Source organism: Streptomyces specialis, assembly GCF_001493375.1.
GTDB lineage: Bacteria > Actinomycetota > Actinomycetes > Streptomycetales > Streptomycetaceae > Streptomyces > Streptomyces specialis.
Map to the genome: position 1 here is coordinate 55,941 of NZ_LN929893.1, position 14,830 is coordinate 70,770.

Genomic DNA, 14,830 nt, shown 5'->3' on the forward strand with positions numbered 1-14,830 from the left:
GCGACGGTGCGAACGGCACGTGTTCATATCGGATGGGGGGCGGCAGGGTTAGATGTGTAGAAGAGGGAGGGCTGGGTGGTGCGGTCACGGGGCACAACATTAGGCGGTGCCACCGACAACGCCGGTCCGCCGCCGGCGGGCGGGGCCGTGCCGGCGGCCCGGTGAGGGGCCGTCAGCGGTCCGGCCGGTGGGTGCGGGCCAGGAGCAGGGCGACGTCGTCCTCGGGGGTGGTGCGGCGCAGGCCGCCGAGGATCGCGTCGCAGGTCTCCTCCAGCGGCCGGGGCGCGCCGGCCAGCAGCCGCGTCATGGCGCGCAGGCCGACGTCGAGGGAGGTGCCGCGTTCCTCGACCAGGCCGTCGGTGTACAGGGCGACGGTGCTGCCGGGTGGCAGGCGGCGCCGTTCGGTGACGAAGGGGACGCCGCCGACGCCGAGCGGCACGGCGTTGGGCAGGTCGAGGAGTTCGGCGGTGCCGTCGGGGCCGACGAGGACCGGCGGCAGGTGCCCGGCGCTGGACATCTCGCACCAGCCGTCGCGCGGTTCCCAGACGGCGTAGACGCAGGTGGCGATGGAGTCGCCGAGGGAGGTGGCGATGCCGTCGAGGTGGCTGAGGAGTTCGCCGGGCGGCAGGTCGAGGAGGGCCAGCGCGCGGATGGTGGAGCGGAGCTGGCCCATGATGGCGGCGGCGCGGACGCCCTTGCCCATGACGTCGCCCACGACCAGGCCCACCCGGTCGCCGCCGAGCTGGAGCACGTCGAACCAGTCGCCGCCGACCTCGCTGACGGCCGGGAGGTAGCGGCAGGCGATGTCGATGCCGGGGCGGTCGCGCGGCAGGCGGGGCAGGAGGCTGCGCTGGAGGGTGAGCGCGGTGGCGCGTTCCCGGCCGTAGAGGCGGGCGTTGTCGACGCTGATGGCGGCGCGGGCGGCGAGTTCGGTGGCGAGGGCGACGTCCTGTTCGTCGAACGGGCGCGGATTGCGGGTGCGGCACAGGCTGAGGGTGCCGAGTACCTCGCCGCGGGCGGTGAGGGGGACGGCGAGGTAGGAGTGGACGCCGACGCCGGCGAAGACCCGGGCGGCCTCCTCGTTCCTGGCGATGTGACGCAGCGCCGGGGCGTGCAGCCGGGCCAGCAGGATGGGTCTGGCCTCGCGGACGCACTGGGTGATGGTGCGGAACGGGCCGTAGGAGTCGGTCTCGCCGATCCGGTACGCGGTCCGTCCGGCGTCGGTGCCCTGCCCGGCGGCGACGGCCAGGGCGCGGAACAGCGCGGAGCCGTCGGCCTGTACGGGGGGCGCCGTCTCGCCGCCCAGCACCGCGTCGAGGACGTCCACGGCGGCGAGGTCGGCCAGTCGCGGCACGACGACCTCGGCGAGTTCGCGGGCGGTGCGCGGCAGGTCGAGGGTGGTGCCGATGCGGGTGCCGGCGTCGGCGATGCCGGCGAGCCGTTCGCGCGCGGCGGCGATCTCGGCGTCGGCGCGCTGGCGTTCGGTGACGTCGATGGCGGAGCTGCCCACGCCGATGGTGCGGCCGGCCTGGTCGTCGACGCGGTAGTAGGAGACGGACCAGACGTGGTCGCGCTGCGGGTCGGCGGGGGTGCGGCCGGGGGTGCGCTGGTCGATCAGCGGCTCGCCGGTCTCCAGGACGTGCCGCATGGCCGCCTCGATCCCGGCGACGTCGGTGGCGCTGAGCACGTCGCCGTAGCGGCGGCCGAGGAGGGCTTCGGCGGGCAGGCCGTTGATGCGTTCCAGCGCGGGGTTGACGCGCAGCCAGCGCAGGTCGGTGTCGAACAGCGCCAGTCCGACCGGGGACTGGTTGATCAGGCTGAGCGACAGCGCGAGGTCGATCTCCAGGCGCCGCAGGGTCGCGGTGTCGGCGGCGTGGGCGAGGATCAACGGCGCGCCGTGCGGGTCGTTCAGGCGCCGGCCGCGGAACTCGACCCGGCGGACCGTGCCGTCGGCGCACCGCACGGGCACGACCCCGGTCCACGCGCCGCCCGTCCAGGTCCGTTCGAAGCAGCGTTCCACGGCGTCCCGTTGCCGGTCGGGCGCCAGGACGTCGGCGGCGCGGCGGCCGAGGACGTCCTCGGCCCGGTGGCCGAAGAGGGCCTCCGCCTCCGGACTCCCCAGCTCGATGCCGCCGGCGCCGTCCAGGACGAGGACGGCGACCCGCACCTCGTCCAGCAGCCCGCCCGGTGTGGCGCCCAGGCCCGAGGGTCGCGTCGGCGCGTGGTCGGCCATCGGCGCCGCCCTATCCCTGGTCCAGGAGCTGCTCGGTCCAGATGGTCTTGCCGGAGGCGGTGTAGCGGCTGCCCCAGCGGTGGGCGAGCTGGGCGACCAGGAACAGGCCCCGGCCGCCCTCGTCGGTGGGGCGGGCGCGGCGCAGGGGCGGCTGGGTCTCGCTGGGGTCGGACACCTCGCAGACCAGGGTCTCGTTCCTGATCAGGCGCAGGCCGACGGGGCCGCCCGCGTAGCGGATGGCGTTGGTGACGAGTTCGCTGACGATGAGTTCGGTGGAGAACATGTTCTCCGTCAGGTCCCAGTCCTTGAGCTGGGCGAGGACGCGGTCCCTGGCCTCGCCGACGATCGTGGGCTCGGCGGGGAAGTGCCAGTCGGCGACGGCGCCCTCGGGGAGGCTCGCGACGCGGGCGACGAGCAGGGCCACGTCGTTGTCCGGTGCCCGGCCGGGCAGCAGGTCGTCCAGCACGCCCTGGCCGACGGCGGCCGGGGTGGCGCCGGCCGCCGCGCCGTCGGCGACCCGCGCGCACAGCGCGGCCAGGCGGCGGCGCCTGGCCGCGCCGCCGTCGTCGGGCGGGTCGCCGGCGTGGGTGACGAGTTCGTCGCTGAAGAAGGCGAGGAAGCTGCCGGGGTCGAGCCGGAGCCGCACGGTCTCGAACGGGCTGCCGCCGACGCCCAGCGGCGGCCCGGCCTTCAGGCCGACGACCTCGGCGCCCTCGCCGGGCCGGGCGACCACGGGCGGCACGCGGCCCGCCCCGGCCATGGCGCACTCGCCGCTGATCGGGTCGTAGACGCAGTACAGGCAGGTCGCGCCGACGGCGCCGCCGCGTCCGGCGCCGGGGGCCGGTTCGACGTCGGCCAGCCGGATCGCCAGGTCGTCGAGGCGGGTGAGCAGTTCGTCGGGGGCGATGTCGAGGTCGGCGAGGGTCTGCACGGCGGTCCGCAGCCGGCCCATGGTGGCGGTGGCGTTGAGGCCGTGCTCGGCGACGTCGCCGATGACGAACGCGACGCGGGCGGAGGAGAGCGGGATGACGTCGTACCAGCTTCCGCCGATCCCGGCGGCGGTCCCGGCCGGGACGTAACTGCCGGCCGTCCGTACGGCGCTGACCTCGAACGTGGGCTCGGGCAGCAGGCTGCGCTGGAGCGTCTCCAGGGTGCGGTGCTCGCGGGTGTAGCGCCGGGCGTTGTCGACGCTGAGGGCGGCCCGGGTGCCGATCTCCTCGGCGAACTCGGCGTCGGCCCGGTTGAACGGGGGCCGGTCGGCGGAGCGCCACAGCGCGATGGCGCCGAGCACCTGGCCCCGGGCGTGGAGCGGTACGACCATCCGGGTGCCGCTTCCGGCGGGCGGCATCAGCAGGGCGGTCGGCGGGGGTTGCGGGCTGCCCTCGGCGGCGATGTCCGGCCCGACCGCGCGGGCCCGGATGTCCGGCAGTCCCGGGTCCCTGAGCACGCCGCCGCGGTGCATCCGGTCGTCGTCGGCGAACCCGGGCGACCGGAAGACGGCTCCGGCCGGGTGCACGTCCGCCGGCCACTCCTGTCCGGCGGCGAGGGCGGCGATGCGCAGGACGGGGGTCTCCAGCAGCACCGCGCCGGTGTCGCCGCCGGAGAAGACGGCCTCGGCCAGGTCCACGGCGGCCAGGTCGGCGAAGGCGGGGACGAGGACGCGGGCCAGTTCCTCGGCGTTGCGGGTGACGTCGAGGGAGCCGCCCATGCGCCGGGCCGCGTCGTGCAGCAGCGCGATCCGGCGGCGGGCCAGGTGCTGTTCGGTGATGTCGGTGAACAGGGCGGCGACGCCGATGAGGCACTCGTCGGAGTCCTGGAGCTGGAAGGCGGAGAGCGCCACCACGCGCTCGTGGGCGGGGGCGGACCGCAGGCGGGCGCTGTGCTCCTGGTTGACCACCGGGGTGCCGGTGGCGGCGACCTCCCGCAGCCGGTCCAGCAGCGCGGCCGCGTCCTCCTCGACGAGCACGCCGCCGAGCGGGAACGGTTCGCGGGGCCCGCCCCGGTCCCAGTCGTCCCCCGCCACGTCCTCGGTCGGGACGCTGACGCGGGTGAGGAGCAGGTCGGCGTCGTGGATGGCCAGTCCCACGGCGCTCTGCGCGAACAGCGCGCGGATCAGCCCGTCGTTCTCCTCCCGGAGCCGGGCGGCGGCGGCCGGGGTGACGGCCACGAGCTGCCCGGGGCCTCCGTCGGGCCGCAGGGGCAGCACGTCGAGCCGGACCTGTTCGGTGCCGCCGTCCGGCAGACGCAGGGCGACGGTGCCGTGGCCCGCCTCGCCCAGTTCGGCCAGCTCGGCCAGGTCCGGCCACCCGTCGGGTTCGACGAGCAGGCCGGCGAGCCGCCGCCCGTGGAGCTGGGAGGCGGACCTGTGGAACACGCGCTCCACGCCCCGGGTGCACGCCACCACCGCGCCGCGCGCGTCGAGCACCAGCACGGCGGCCGGACCGCCTGGCAGGTGTTCGAGGTCGCCGGGATGCGGGCTCGTGCTCACGTTCCTCCTCGGGCTCCGGCCGGTGGCGGCGGCCCTCCCCTCCCCCACTGTCGCGGAGACGGCCCCGGGCTGCGACTCGGCCGGGCACGGGAGGCGGGCGGGCATCGGCCGGAGGTGGAATGCGGTGATATGAGATGAAATGAGGTGGAATGGAAATGGAAGGAAAGGCGAACGATGTCCCGGCCAGGAGGAGGCTCGGCGATGACGGCACCACGGCGGCTGCTGCGGGTCCTGCCCACCGACCACCGCGAGCGGCTGATGGATCTCGCCCGGGAGGTCTCCTTCGGCCAGGGCGAGCGGATCTTCGAGGAGAAGGGGCGGGCCGACCGGTTCTGGATCGTCCGCTCCGGCACGGTCACGCTGGATCTGCGGCTGGCCGGTCCGAAGCCCACGGGCGTCTCCTCGCTCGCCACGGGCGATCTGCTGGGCTGGTCGTGGCTCTTCCCGCCCTACGAGTGGGACTTCGGCGCGGAGGCGCTGAGCCCGGTGCGGGCGTACGAGTTCGAGGGCGCGGCGGTCCAGGCCGTGTGCGACGAGGACCCCGCGTTCGGCTACGCGCTGCTGCGGGTGATCGCGGAGATCCTCGCCTACCGGGTGCGGGCGGCGCGGACCCGGCTGCTCGACCTGTTCGCGCCGCACGCGGGACAGGTGCAGGGGCCCATCTGACGATCCGCCCGGCCTGTCGGCCGGGCGGCCGGTCAGACGGGTTCGGCGCCGTCCCGTATCCACATCTGGCGCTGTCGGCGGCGAGGGGGGGTGACCTGCCCTGGGTCGGGGGCGTGTCGAAGACCTCGACCTGCGGGGCGTGCGTCAGCGGCGGTGAGGTTGTGTCGGTCGCGCGATCGTCATCTTCGCCGGGGGGGCCAGATGGGTAAAAGAGACGGGGCGTGGCGGTGGGGGCGGGGGGGGCGGTCAGGGTCGCCAGGGCGGCCACCGTGGCGTCCCGGGCGGCGCGGTCCAGTGCCTCCCCGGTGCCGGCCAGCCGGTGCCGGGTCTCGGCGGCGGCCAGCCGCAGCAGGTCAGGCAGCAGGTCGGTGGAGCGGGCGGCGACCCAGCGGGGCCCGCGCGTCGCCAGCCACCAGGCGCCCGCGCTGCGCCGGGGCGCCGGCCGGTCGGGGGTCGCGGCCGGCGGCGGCCCGGCGGCGAGGCCGCGGGCGGCCAGCGCGGCGTGGAACTCGCGGGCCAGCAGGCGGTGCCCGAGTTCGGACGGGTGCAGCCGGTCCACGCTCCACGCGGCCCGGTCGGCGACCAGCGGGTGGTCGGCGAGGTGCGCGTGCACCGCGCCGTGGCGCCACGACAGGTGGTGCACCACGTCGTTGAGCGCCCGCATGCGCCGCGCGAGCGGCTGTGCGAGGGCGCGCGGCAGACGCAGCATGCGCCCCGGGTCGGGCAGGCAGGCGGTCAGCACGACCGCGCCCTCGGCCGTCAGGGCGCCCATCACCGTGTCGAGGTCGCGGGCGGCCTCCCCGATGTCGAACGCGCCGCGCAGCGTGTCGTTGCCGCCGACGATGACGGAGGCGTACCGGGGCCGCAGCGCACGGGCCGCGGCGAGCTGCTCGCCGGCCGCGTCGGCGGTACGGGCGCCGCTGCGGGCGAGGTTGACCAGGCGCACGGGCCGGTCCACGGGGCCGAGCCGGGGGGCGAGCAGCGGGGCGAAGCCCCGCCACCCGCCGCCGGGCAGGGCGTCGCCGAGTCCCTCGGTGAGCGAGTCGCCCAGGGCGGCGAACCGGTCGGGCGGGCCGCCGCTCATCGTTCGCCGCCGTCGGCCACCGGGCCCCGGGGCCGCGGTGCCGCGGCCGTGCCGGCCGCGGTGGCGCGCGCGGCCGGGGCCGCGTCGAGGGCGGCGAGGAACGCGTCGACGGCGGCGCTCCACGGGAACTGCTCCGCCCGCGCCCGGGCCGCCGCCCGGCGCGCCGCCTCGGGGCGGGCGAGCAGCCGCGACACACCGTCCGCGAACGCCGCGCCGTCGCCGTCGCCGTCGGCGCTGGTGCCCGCCGCGCCGAGCAGCGCGGGCACGGCCGAACGGGAGCTGGCCACCACGGGCGTGCCGCACGCCAGCGCCTCCATCGCGGCCAGCCCGAACGTCTCGGCCGGGCCGGGCGCCAGCACGATGTCGGCGGTCGCCTGGAGGACGGCGAGGTCGGCGGGGTCGCCGACGTGTCCGGCGAACAGGACGGGCAGGTCCTCGCTCCGCGCCCGTTCGCGCAGCCGCCCGCCCAGCGGGCCCTCGCCCGCGATCACCAGGGTGGCGTCCACGCCGCGCCGCAGCAGTTCGCCGAGCGCGTCGAGGGCGAGCCCGGGGCGCTTCTCCGGGGAGAGCCGCGAGCACATCACCAGCAGGACCCGGGCGTCCCCGGCCAGCTTCCGGCGCAGTTCCGCGTCGCGCAGCCCGGGCCGGCAGCGGCGCAGGTCCACGCCGAGCGGCGCGCGCACCACGTTGCGCGCCCCCACCCGCTGGAACTCCCGGGCCGCCCACTCCGTCGTGCACACCACCCGGGTGTAGGCGTGCGCCGTGCGGAGGTTGAGCCGGTCCGCGGCCCCGCGGCACAGTCCGCCGGGCAGACCCCAGGTGGCCAGCACGCCGTCCACGCTCTCGTGGGAGACCATCACCGCCGGGACCCGGTGGCGCCGGGCCCACGCCCCCGTCCAGCGCAGCGTCGTGCGGTCGGAGACCTCCAGCCGGTCGGGGGCCAGCGCGGCCAGCAGCGCCGCCAGCCGCCGCCGGTCGGTGAGCACCCGGTAGCCGCCGGTGCCGGGCACCACGCGGCCGGGCAGGGTGATCACGCGGCCCTGCCCGGTGCGCGTGTCGCTCTCCCGCTCGCCGGGGACGATCAGCACCGGATCGTGCCCGGCCGCCAGGTAGCCCGCGCCCAGTTCGCGCAGCGCGGTGCGCAGCCCGCCGGAGGAGGGCGTGACGAAGTTCGCGAGACGGACGATGCGCAGCCCCCCGGCGCGCCCGGGACTCCCGGTGGGGTCGTCGGGGCCGTTCATGAAGGCGTTCACCGAGTCGCTGACGGGCGCGCTCACCGTACGGCCACCGCCCGCTCGTGCCGGACGCGGGCGTAGTGCTCCAGGAGCTGGTCGCCGACGGCCTCCCAGGTGCGGTCCTCGACGGCGGCCCGCCCGGCGCGGCCGAGCGCGGCGCGCAGCGCGGGGTCGTCGCGCAGCACGCGGACGGCCTCCCGCAGGGCGCCGGGGTCGCGTGGCGCGACGAGCAGCCCGGTGCGGCCGTGGTCGATCAGGTCCAGCGGCCCGCCGACGGCGGGGGCGACCGTGGCGACACCGCTGGCCTGCGCCTCCTGCACGGTCTGGCAGAACGTCTCGAACGGCCCGGTGTGCGCGAAGACGTCCAGCGAGGCGTAGACGCGGGCCAGGTCGTCCCCGGTGCGGCGGCCGAGGAAACGGGCCCGGGGCAGCGCGGCGCGCAGCGCCGTCTGGCTCGGCCCGTCGCCGACCACCACGACCCGGACGCCGGGCAGGGCGGCGGCCCCGGCGAGCAGCTCGACGTGCTTCTCGGGGGCGAGACGGCCGACGTAGCCGACGAGCAGCTCGCCGCCGGGCGCCAGCTCGCTCCGCAGCGACGGGTCGCGCAGCTCCGGCCGGAACCGCGCGGTGTCCACGCCGCGCGGCCACAGCTCCGTCCGGGGCACGCCGTGCTCCGCGAGGGCGCGCAGCGACGCGGTGGAGGGCGCGAGCGTCAGGTCGGCCGCGCTGTGCACGGCCCGGATGCGGCGCCAGGCGGCGAGTTCACCGGCGCCGAGGTACGTACGGGCGTACCCCGCCAGGTCCGTCTGGTACACCGCCACCGCCGGCACCCCGGCGCGCGCGGCGAGAGCGGCGCCGCGCACCCCCAGGACGAACGGGCTGGCGAGGTGGACGATGTCGGGCCGGTGCCCGGCGATGGCGGCGGCGAGCTTGCGGCTGGGGGGCGGGCTCTTATACACATCGGCAGCGGCCGACGACGAGGACGGGGGGTGCTACGGTGGCCACCGACATCTACACCGTCGGCGGATGTGTATGCGGCGGATGTGTATAAGGGACAGCGTGGGGGACGCGGACGCCGGGAGCGGGAGCGGGGGCGACGACCAGCGGGTGGTGACCGCGCCGCGTCAGGTGAGCGGCCGTCTGGAGCGCGCAGTGGGCCACGCCGTTGACGTCGGGAGGGTAGGACTCGGTGACGAGGACGATTCGCATCGGGGAGGTGCGCATACGGCTGTTCTCGCCGCCGCCGGGGTTCCCCCGCCCACATCCGCGTAGCCGTGCGGGAAACGTCCCATGAGCATCACCGCCGCCTCAGCCCGCGGCGCGCCTGGCCAGTCTGCCCCGGACCGCCGTCTGCACCTCCGCCTGCTCGGCCGGGTCGGTGGCGAGGCGGCGCAGCCGCTCCACGACGCGGGTGTCGAGGACGGCGGCGTGCCGCGCGGCCACCTCCCGGGTAACCTCCTCGCAGTCCCACAGGCACTCGACGGCGAAGCCGGACCCGAACGACGGGTCGGTCACCGCCAGGGCGCGCGCGGCGTGACCGCGCAGGTGCGAGGACGACGTCTCGCGGTAGATGTGCCGCAGCACGGGCGCGGCGGTGGTGACGGCGAGCCGGCCCGCGCCCTCGACCAGCGGGCGCAGCTCCCTGGCGTCGCTGCCGTGCGCCCGCACGGTGCGGAGCAGGGCGGCGAGCACCCGGGGCGCGTCGCGGGGCTCGCCGCGCTCGGCGATCATGGCGGCGGCGCACGCGCCCAGCTCGTCGTCGCGGTCGGCCCAGCGCCGGGCCTGCGTCAGGGCGGCACGGCCGCGCATCCGGGAGAACGCGGTGCCCGCTGCCGTGGCCACGTCCCGGTCCGGGGAGGCGGCGGCGGCCCGGATCAGCGGGAACACCTCGGGGTCGCCGCGTTCGGCGAGGTGACGCAGCGCGGCGGCCCGGGCCGCCGGCTGTCCGCCCGCCGCCGCGGCGAGCAGCTCGGGCCGGTCCTCGGGGCCGGCCACGGCGCCCAGGCACCGGGCGGCGGACGCCTCGCGCCACTGCCGGGGATTCTGTTCGTAGCCCTCGCGCGCCCAGTCCAGGACGGCCCGCACGCTCCAGCCCGGCTGCGGGCCGGTCGGCCGGAGCTGCCGCTGCCAGCGGTCGAAGTCGCCTTCGCGCAGGGCCCGTTCGAGGCGGGCACGCTGCTCGGGGCGGACCGGGTCCTCGGCCCACAGGCGCCAGGGGCGCGGTTCGAAGGAGTCGCGGACGGCGGCGGTCAGCGCCGCGTCGCCCTCCTCGGTGCGGGGGAAACGCGCCAGGATGCGGGGCCCCAGGGCGCGCAGCGCGCCGTCGTCGTCGCGGACGGCGAGCTCGTCGAGCGCCCAGCGCCAGTTGGCGCCCTCGGCCGCGTACCGGCGCAGCAGGCGCGGCGCGTCGCCGTTCCCGTAGGAGGTGAGGTGTCCGAGGACGGACAGGGCGAGGCCGGTGCGCTCCTCCTCGGGGCGGACGGCGTCGTCGGGGTGGAAGAGGTGGCCGGCGATCGCGTCGAGGCCGGCGCCCAGCTCCGCGTAGAGCCGGGCGTAGTAGAGCGAGCGGTGTTCGAGCTGCCAGTCCCGGCGTGGGTCGTGCAGTACGCAGTGGTCGAGCGCGGCGACGGCTGCCGCCCGGGGAGCCGCCAGAGCGTGCAGCCACCCGTCACCGCGCCCCCGCTGGAGGAGCCCGAGAAGGGTCCCGCTGGGCGCTATGTCTGTTTCGGTAGGGCTGGCGAACATATGAGTCAGCATCCGACGCGTGCGATCAGGTGGCAACGGGATTTCCCGTCCGGGCGGCTCCTTGCCGGTTGACAGAGGTTCTACACCTTCCCCCCGGGAACCGCACTCGCGGGGCGGCTGAATCTCTTACCGAGCGGGGAAGGCTGTGCAACAGTCTGGAGTCGTCCGAGCCGGGCCGCTCCGGCTCCCCCAGCCACCGCTGGGACGTGCCCCCACGCCCGACCGCGCCGTATCGGGGATCACCATGCTCTCCTCCCAGAACCCTGAACACCCCGCGAATGACGTTCCGTCCGGGACGACGCTCGACGACCTGATCGCCCGGACCCGCCGGCTCCGCGACGACCTCGACGCCGTACGGCTCGGCGAGTCGGCGGACGGCGCCCGGCACGGCATACGGCGCGCGGTGTGGGAGCTGGCCGCGCTCCGCCTGGAGGACTTCGGCGAGCAGCTCGACCAGCTCAGGGCCGCGCCCGGGCCCGAGGGCAGGGTCCGGCTGGGCGGGCGGATCGGCAGCGCCGAGTGGAACCTGCTGACGGACGGCGTCGTGTGGTCCGAGGAGCTGTTCTCGATCTTCGGCAGGCCGGCCCGGGAGGGTCCGCTCACCCTGGACCAGCTCCCGTCGTTCCTGCCGCCGGAGGACCAGCCCGCGCTGACGGCCGCGGTCACCGGCTGCCTGATCGACGGGCGGCCCATGGACTGCGAGTTCCGCATCAACCGCCCCGACGGCTCCGAACGGACCGTGCAGATGGCCGGCGAGCCGGTGCTCGACGACCACGGCGGGACGGTCGCGATGTGGGCGATGATCCGCGACGTGAGCGAGGGGCGCCGCAGCGGTACGGCGCCGGAACGGCCCGGTTCCGGGGCGGGCGGCGACGGTGACGGCGACGGCGACGGCGACGGCGAGGAGCTGCGGCGGCAGCGGCGCGTCGCGCGGGCCGGGCACGGGCTGGCGATCGACCTGGAGGACTCGGCGCTGGCGCCGTGGCTCGGCTCGCACGAGCCGGGCCGGGCGGGGGGCAGGCCGGGGTCGCTGGAACTGGCGGCCCGCTACCTGCCCGCGCGGGCCGGCTCCCCGATGAGCGGCAAGTGGTACGACGCGCTGGAGCTGACGGACGGCGGGCGGATGCTGTCGGTGGGCGCCCTGTCCGGCCCCGGCCCCGCCGCGGCGGCCGGCACGGCGACGGCGCTGGGCGCCATCCGCGGCATCGCCCTGACGGGCGCGGCGCCGGGGGTGCTCCTCGGCCACCTCAACCAGCTCCTGGACCGGGGCGCGCACCCGGTGCTGGCCAGCGCCCTGTGCTGCCGCTACGAACCGGCCGGCCGTCTCCTGACCTGGGCACAGGCGGGCCACCCGGCGCCACTGCTGTGCCGGGGCGGCACCGGCTGGGCCCTGCCCCGCCCTGGCTCTTTTACCCATCTGACGCCGCCGGCCGAGGGGAGAGGGGTGGCTTCGGGGGGCGGCGGGCGCACTGACAAAGAAGCAGCGAGGAGCGGGCTGAGGGGTGCGAATGACACTGCTGGGAGCCGTCACCGACGCCGTCTACGAGCAGCGCGCCGACCGGCTGGAGCCGGGCGACGTCCTGGTCCTCCACACGGACGGTCTGTTTTCGGACAACCCACCGGACGGCGGGGGCGGCCCCGGCGGCGCCCGGCGCCTGATCGCGCTGGCCCCCCGCCTCACCGCGGCGGCGGGCGCGCTGGAGGCACTGCGCGTGGTGATCGACGCGTGCGGCGAGACGGGCCGCGGGGACGACGCCTGCGTCCTGGTGGCCCGCGTCCGCCCCTGACCCACCCCCGCGCGAACCGGCACGGCGACGCCGCACACCCGGCGGCCAGGCGGGGCGGACCGCGCCCGTGTGCGGGCGGACACAGGGACACCGCGCGCCCAGCGGCCAGGCGAACCCCCGGACCGTCGAGTCCCGACCCACGCCGACACCACTCCGGACCGGACCACGCCTGTGGTGCGGGCCCGCACAGGGACGCTGAGCGCCCGTCAGGCAGGCGGGGCAGCCGCCCCGCCGCGTTCCGGCCCGGGCGTGGGACGACAACGACCAGCCCCGTGGGCGCAACGGCGCCCAACCCGACCACGCCCGTGCGGACCGGCACAGGGACACCGCGCACCCAGCGGCAGGCAGAACCCCCGGACCGTCGAGTCCCGGCCCACGCCGGAAGCGCGCCCGGCTTCCGCCGCGTTCCGGCCCGTGCCGGGAGGGCGTCGAACCAGGGTGCGCCACGTGCACATCGGTGGAGCAACCGCTCACGCCGGTACGCGGCGGACGGGCCGGGGCGCTCGGCTCGCCGCGACTCGACCGTCAGGACGGACGCACACCGCACAGCCGGTCCCGGCCCGAACCGCCCTCACCACGCGGCACCACGCACCCGGCCAGGCAGACCGAAACGCCCGGCCCCGCCGTGTGCCCACGCCGGGAGCACGCCGAACCGGGCCAACGACCCCGGACGTCCGTACGGGCACAGGACGCCACCCCGCGCACCCCGGCGGACGGGCCGGGCCGCCAGGGCAGGCGCACACCGCACAGCGCGTCGGGACCGGCGACGCCCCCGTACGGCCGGTAAGGCGGTCGCACATCGCGCGGCCGGTTCGCGCCCCTCCGCGCCGGCGCACGACGGCAAGCCGCGCTGGTCGGACCCGCCGGGGTCCGGGCCGCGCCGGGGAGGCGTGGGACGTTCCCCGGCGGGTCCGACCGGCGTGAGACAGGCGCACGGTCCGCGGGCGGGGCCGGTCAGATCTGGCGGGTCGCGGCCTGTGCCGGGAGGGCGTCGGACAGGTCGCGGCGCAGGGCGTCGATCCGGGGCACGCCCGCGTACGGGCCGGTGAGGCGGTGCACGTCGCGCAGCCGGTCCCACGTGCGGTGCGAGGAGTTCTCCCCGACGGCCGCCAGGGCGAGGCGGGCGTGGTGGTCGGCCCGGTCGGGGTCGTCGCCGATCAGGCACGCGGAGGCGACCGTGATCTCGTCGAAGATCCGCGACCGCTGCCGCCCGTCCATCCGCAGTTCCAGGGCCTGTTCGGCGTGACGCAGCGCCGGGCGGGCCGCGGTGGGCTCGTGCTCGGCGAGGGTGCGGTAGGCCAGGGCCTGCATGCCGTACAGGTCCGCCTCGTCGAACATCCGCATCCAGCCGGGTGGCGCGGTGTCGTTCCGGTCGCTGACGAACAGCTCCTCCGCCTCGCCCAGCAGCCGCCGGGTCGCCTGCCCCTGGCCCAGCGCGCCGCGCGCCCACGCCTCGATGGTGCACAGCATGGCGCGGGTGCGCGGCAGCGCCGCGTCGTCCATGCCGGACCTGGCCAGGCGCAGCAGGTCGAGGGCGTCGTCGGGGCGCCCCAGGTGCACCATCTGCCGCGCGGCGCGGGACAGCGCCTCGCCCGCGCGGGGCCGGTCGCCGCCCTCCCGGGCGGCGTGCGCGGCGATCACGAAGTACTTCTGGGCGGTCGGCTCCATCCCGATGTCGTGGGACATCCAGCCGGCGAGCACCGCGAGGTCGGCCGCCACGCCCCACAGCCGGCGCTGGAGGCTGTCCGGGTGCCGGTAGGCGAGCATGCCGCCCACCTCGTTGAGCTGGCCGACCACGGCCTTGCGCTGGAGCCCGCCGCCCCGGGAGGCGTCCCAGGCGCGGAAGATCTCGACCGAGTGCTCCAGGGCCTCGATCTCCTCCGCGCCGACGGGCGCGGCCTCGTACCGGTCGAAACCGGCGGGGTCGGCCGAGGTCGGGGGGTCGTGGGGGGAGGCGGCGTCGCGGGCCGGAGCGGCCCGGAGCCAGTCGTGCATGGCATCGCTGAGTGCGGATCCCGCGGCGAGCGCAACGCCCGCGCCCACCATGCCGCGTCGGTTGAGCATGAGGTCCATTCCCGTGAATTCGGTGAGGACCGCGGCCGTCCGCCGGGGCGCCCACGGCAGTCCATGCACGGACGGCCTTGTCCCCGCGTCCCCTGACCGGCGCAACCCGAGGTCCTCGATGGTCACGACACGGCCGAGTCGCTCGGTGAACAGGGTCGCCAGCACCTCGGGCACCGGATCGCGCGGGGTCTCGCCCACGTCGATCCACCGCCGCACCCGGGAGGTGTCCGTGGCGAGCTGCGGATAGCCCTGGGCCGCCGCCTGGCGGTTGACCAGCCGGGCGAGTTCCCCCTTGGACCAGCCGGCGAGTCTGAACAAGTCCTCGAGTCGGGTGTTGGGTCCCCTGCTCACGTCAAGCCCCCAGGATCTCGGCTGAGTTGACAGTAACCGCCGCGCAACGGCCGCATGGCGATTCGCCATGGTTCGCCAGGGCACGCCAGATGGTGTGCCACCCGCGCGAGGGAGTGGTGTAGACGTCGCGCCACCCGGGACCGGGTGACCTTCCGGCATTTCCCCAGGGTGTCCAGG

6 protein-coding genes and 3 pseudogenes are annotated in these 14,830 nt (G+C 76.7%); 2 read left to right on the forward strand and 7 right to left on the reverse strand.

The annotated features are described in order from the left end of the window. Window positions 1–172: 172 nt before the first annotated feature. Together BN2279_RS10035 and BN2279_RS10040 are read right to left on the reverse strand one after the other, a co-directional pair. Window positions 173–2,233, reverse strand: a complete 2,061-nt coding sequence (locus BN2279_RS10035; protein ID WP_059008360.1) for a SpoIIE family protein phosphatase — start codon at window positions 2,231–2,233, stop codon at window positions 173–175. Between the two features lie 10 nt (window positions 2,234–2,243). Further along, on the reverse strand, window positions 2,244–4,721 hold the full coding sequence (locus BN2279_RS10040) for a SpoIIE family protein phosphatase (protein WP_159037186.1): 2,478 nt from the start codon (window positions 4,719–4,721) through the stop codon (window positions 2,244–2,246). A gap of 201 nt (window positions 4,722–4,922) precedes the next feature. On the opposite strand from BN2279_RS10040, the gene BN2279_RS10045 reads away from it, so the two are divergent. Beyond that, window positions 4,923–5,387, forward strand: coding sequence for a Crp/Fnr family transcriptional regulator (locus tag BN2279_RS10045; protein WP_059008361.1), 465 nt, complete (start codon window positions 4,923–4,925; stop codon window positions 5,385–5,387). 568 nt (window positions 5,388–5,955) lie between these two features. On the opposite strand, the pseudogene BN2279_RS31175 reads toward BN2279_RS10045, so the two are convergent. From BN2279_RS31175 to BN2279_RS10060, 4 genes and pseudogenes are all read right to left on the reverse strand, one after another. Further along, window positions 5,956–6,471 (reverse strand): annotated as a pseudogene (locus BN2279_RS31175) (SGNH/GDSL hydrolase family protein); the annotation flags it as partial. Next, window positions 6,468–7,712 (reverse strand): glycosyltransferase, encoded by a 1,245-nt coding sequence (locus BN2279_RS10050; RefSeq protein WP_059008704.1) that lies wholly within the window; start codon window positions 7,710–7,712, stop codon window positions 6,468–6,470. The gene BN2279_RS10050 and the pseudogene BN2279_RS31175, both read right to left, overlap by 4 nt. A 32-nt stretch (window positions 7,713–7,744) precedes the next feature. Continuing rightward, window positions 7,745–8,915, reverse strand: a pseudogene (locus tag BN2279_RS10055) (glycosyltransferase). Between the two features lie 99 nt (window positions 8,916–9,014). Beyond that, window positions 9,015–10,451: a hypothetical protein gene (locus BN2279_RS10060; protein ID WP_059008362.1), complete on the reverse strand. Its 1,437-nt coding sequence runs from the start codon at window positions 10,449–10,451 to the stop codon at window positions 9,015–9,017. Between the two features lie 244 nt (window positions 10,452–10,695). Here BN2279_RS10060 and BN2279_RS29870 point away from each other — a divergent pair. Further along, window positions 10,696–12,238 (forward strand): annotated as a pseudogene (locus BN2279_RS29870) (PP2C family protein-serine/threonine phosphatase). A 954-nt stretch (window positions 12,239–13,192) separates the two neighbouring features. On the opposite strand, the gene BN2279_RS10070 reads toward BN2279_RS29870, so the two are convergent. Continuing rightward, entirely contained in the window at window positions 13,193–14,653 is a 1,461-nt protein-coding gene (locus tag BN2279_RS10070; protein ID WP_059008364.1) for a DNA-binding protein NsdB, read from the reverse strand. Window positions 14,654–14,830: the final 177 nt, after the last annotated feature.

What these genes read in the sequence shown, in the direction of transcription:
- BN2279_RS10050 (WP_059008704.1), bottom strand. Translation starts at nt 7,712, where the DNA reads ATGAACGGCCCCGACGACCCCACCGGGAGTCCCGGGCGCGCCGGGGGG.
- BN2279_RS10060 (WP_059008362.1), bottom strand. Translation starts at nt 10,451, where the DNA reads ATGTTCGCCAGCCCTACCGAAACAGACATAGCGCCCAGCGGGACCCTT.
- BN2279_RS10035 (WP_059008360.1), bottom strand. Translation starts at nt 2,233, where the DNA reads ATGGCCGACCACGCGCCGACGCGACCCTCGGGCCTGGGCGCCACACCG.
- BN2279_RS10045 (WP_059008361.1), top strand. Translation starts at nt 4,923, where the DNA reads ATGACGGCACCACGGCGGCTGCTGCGGGTCCTGCCCACCGACCACCGC.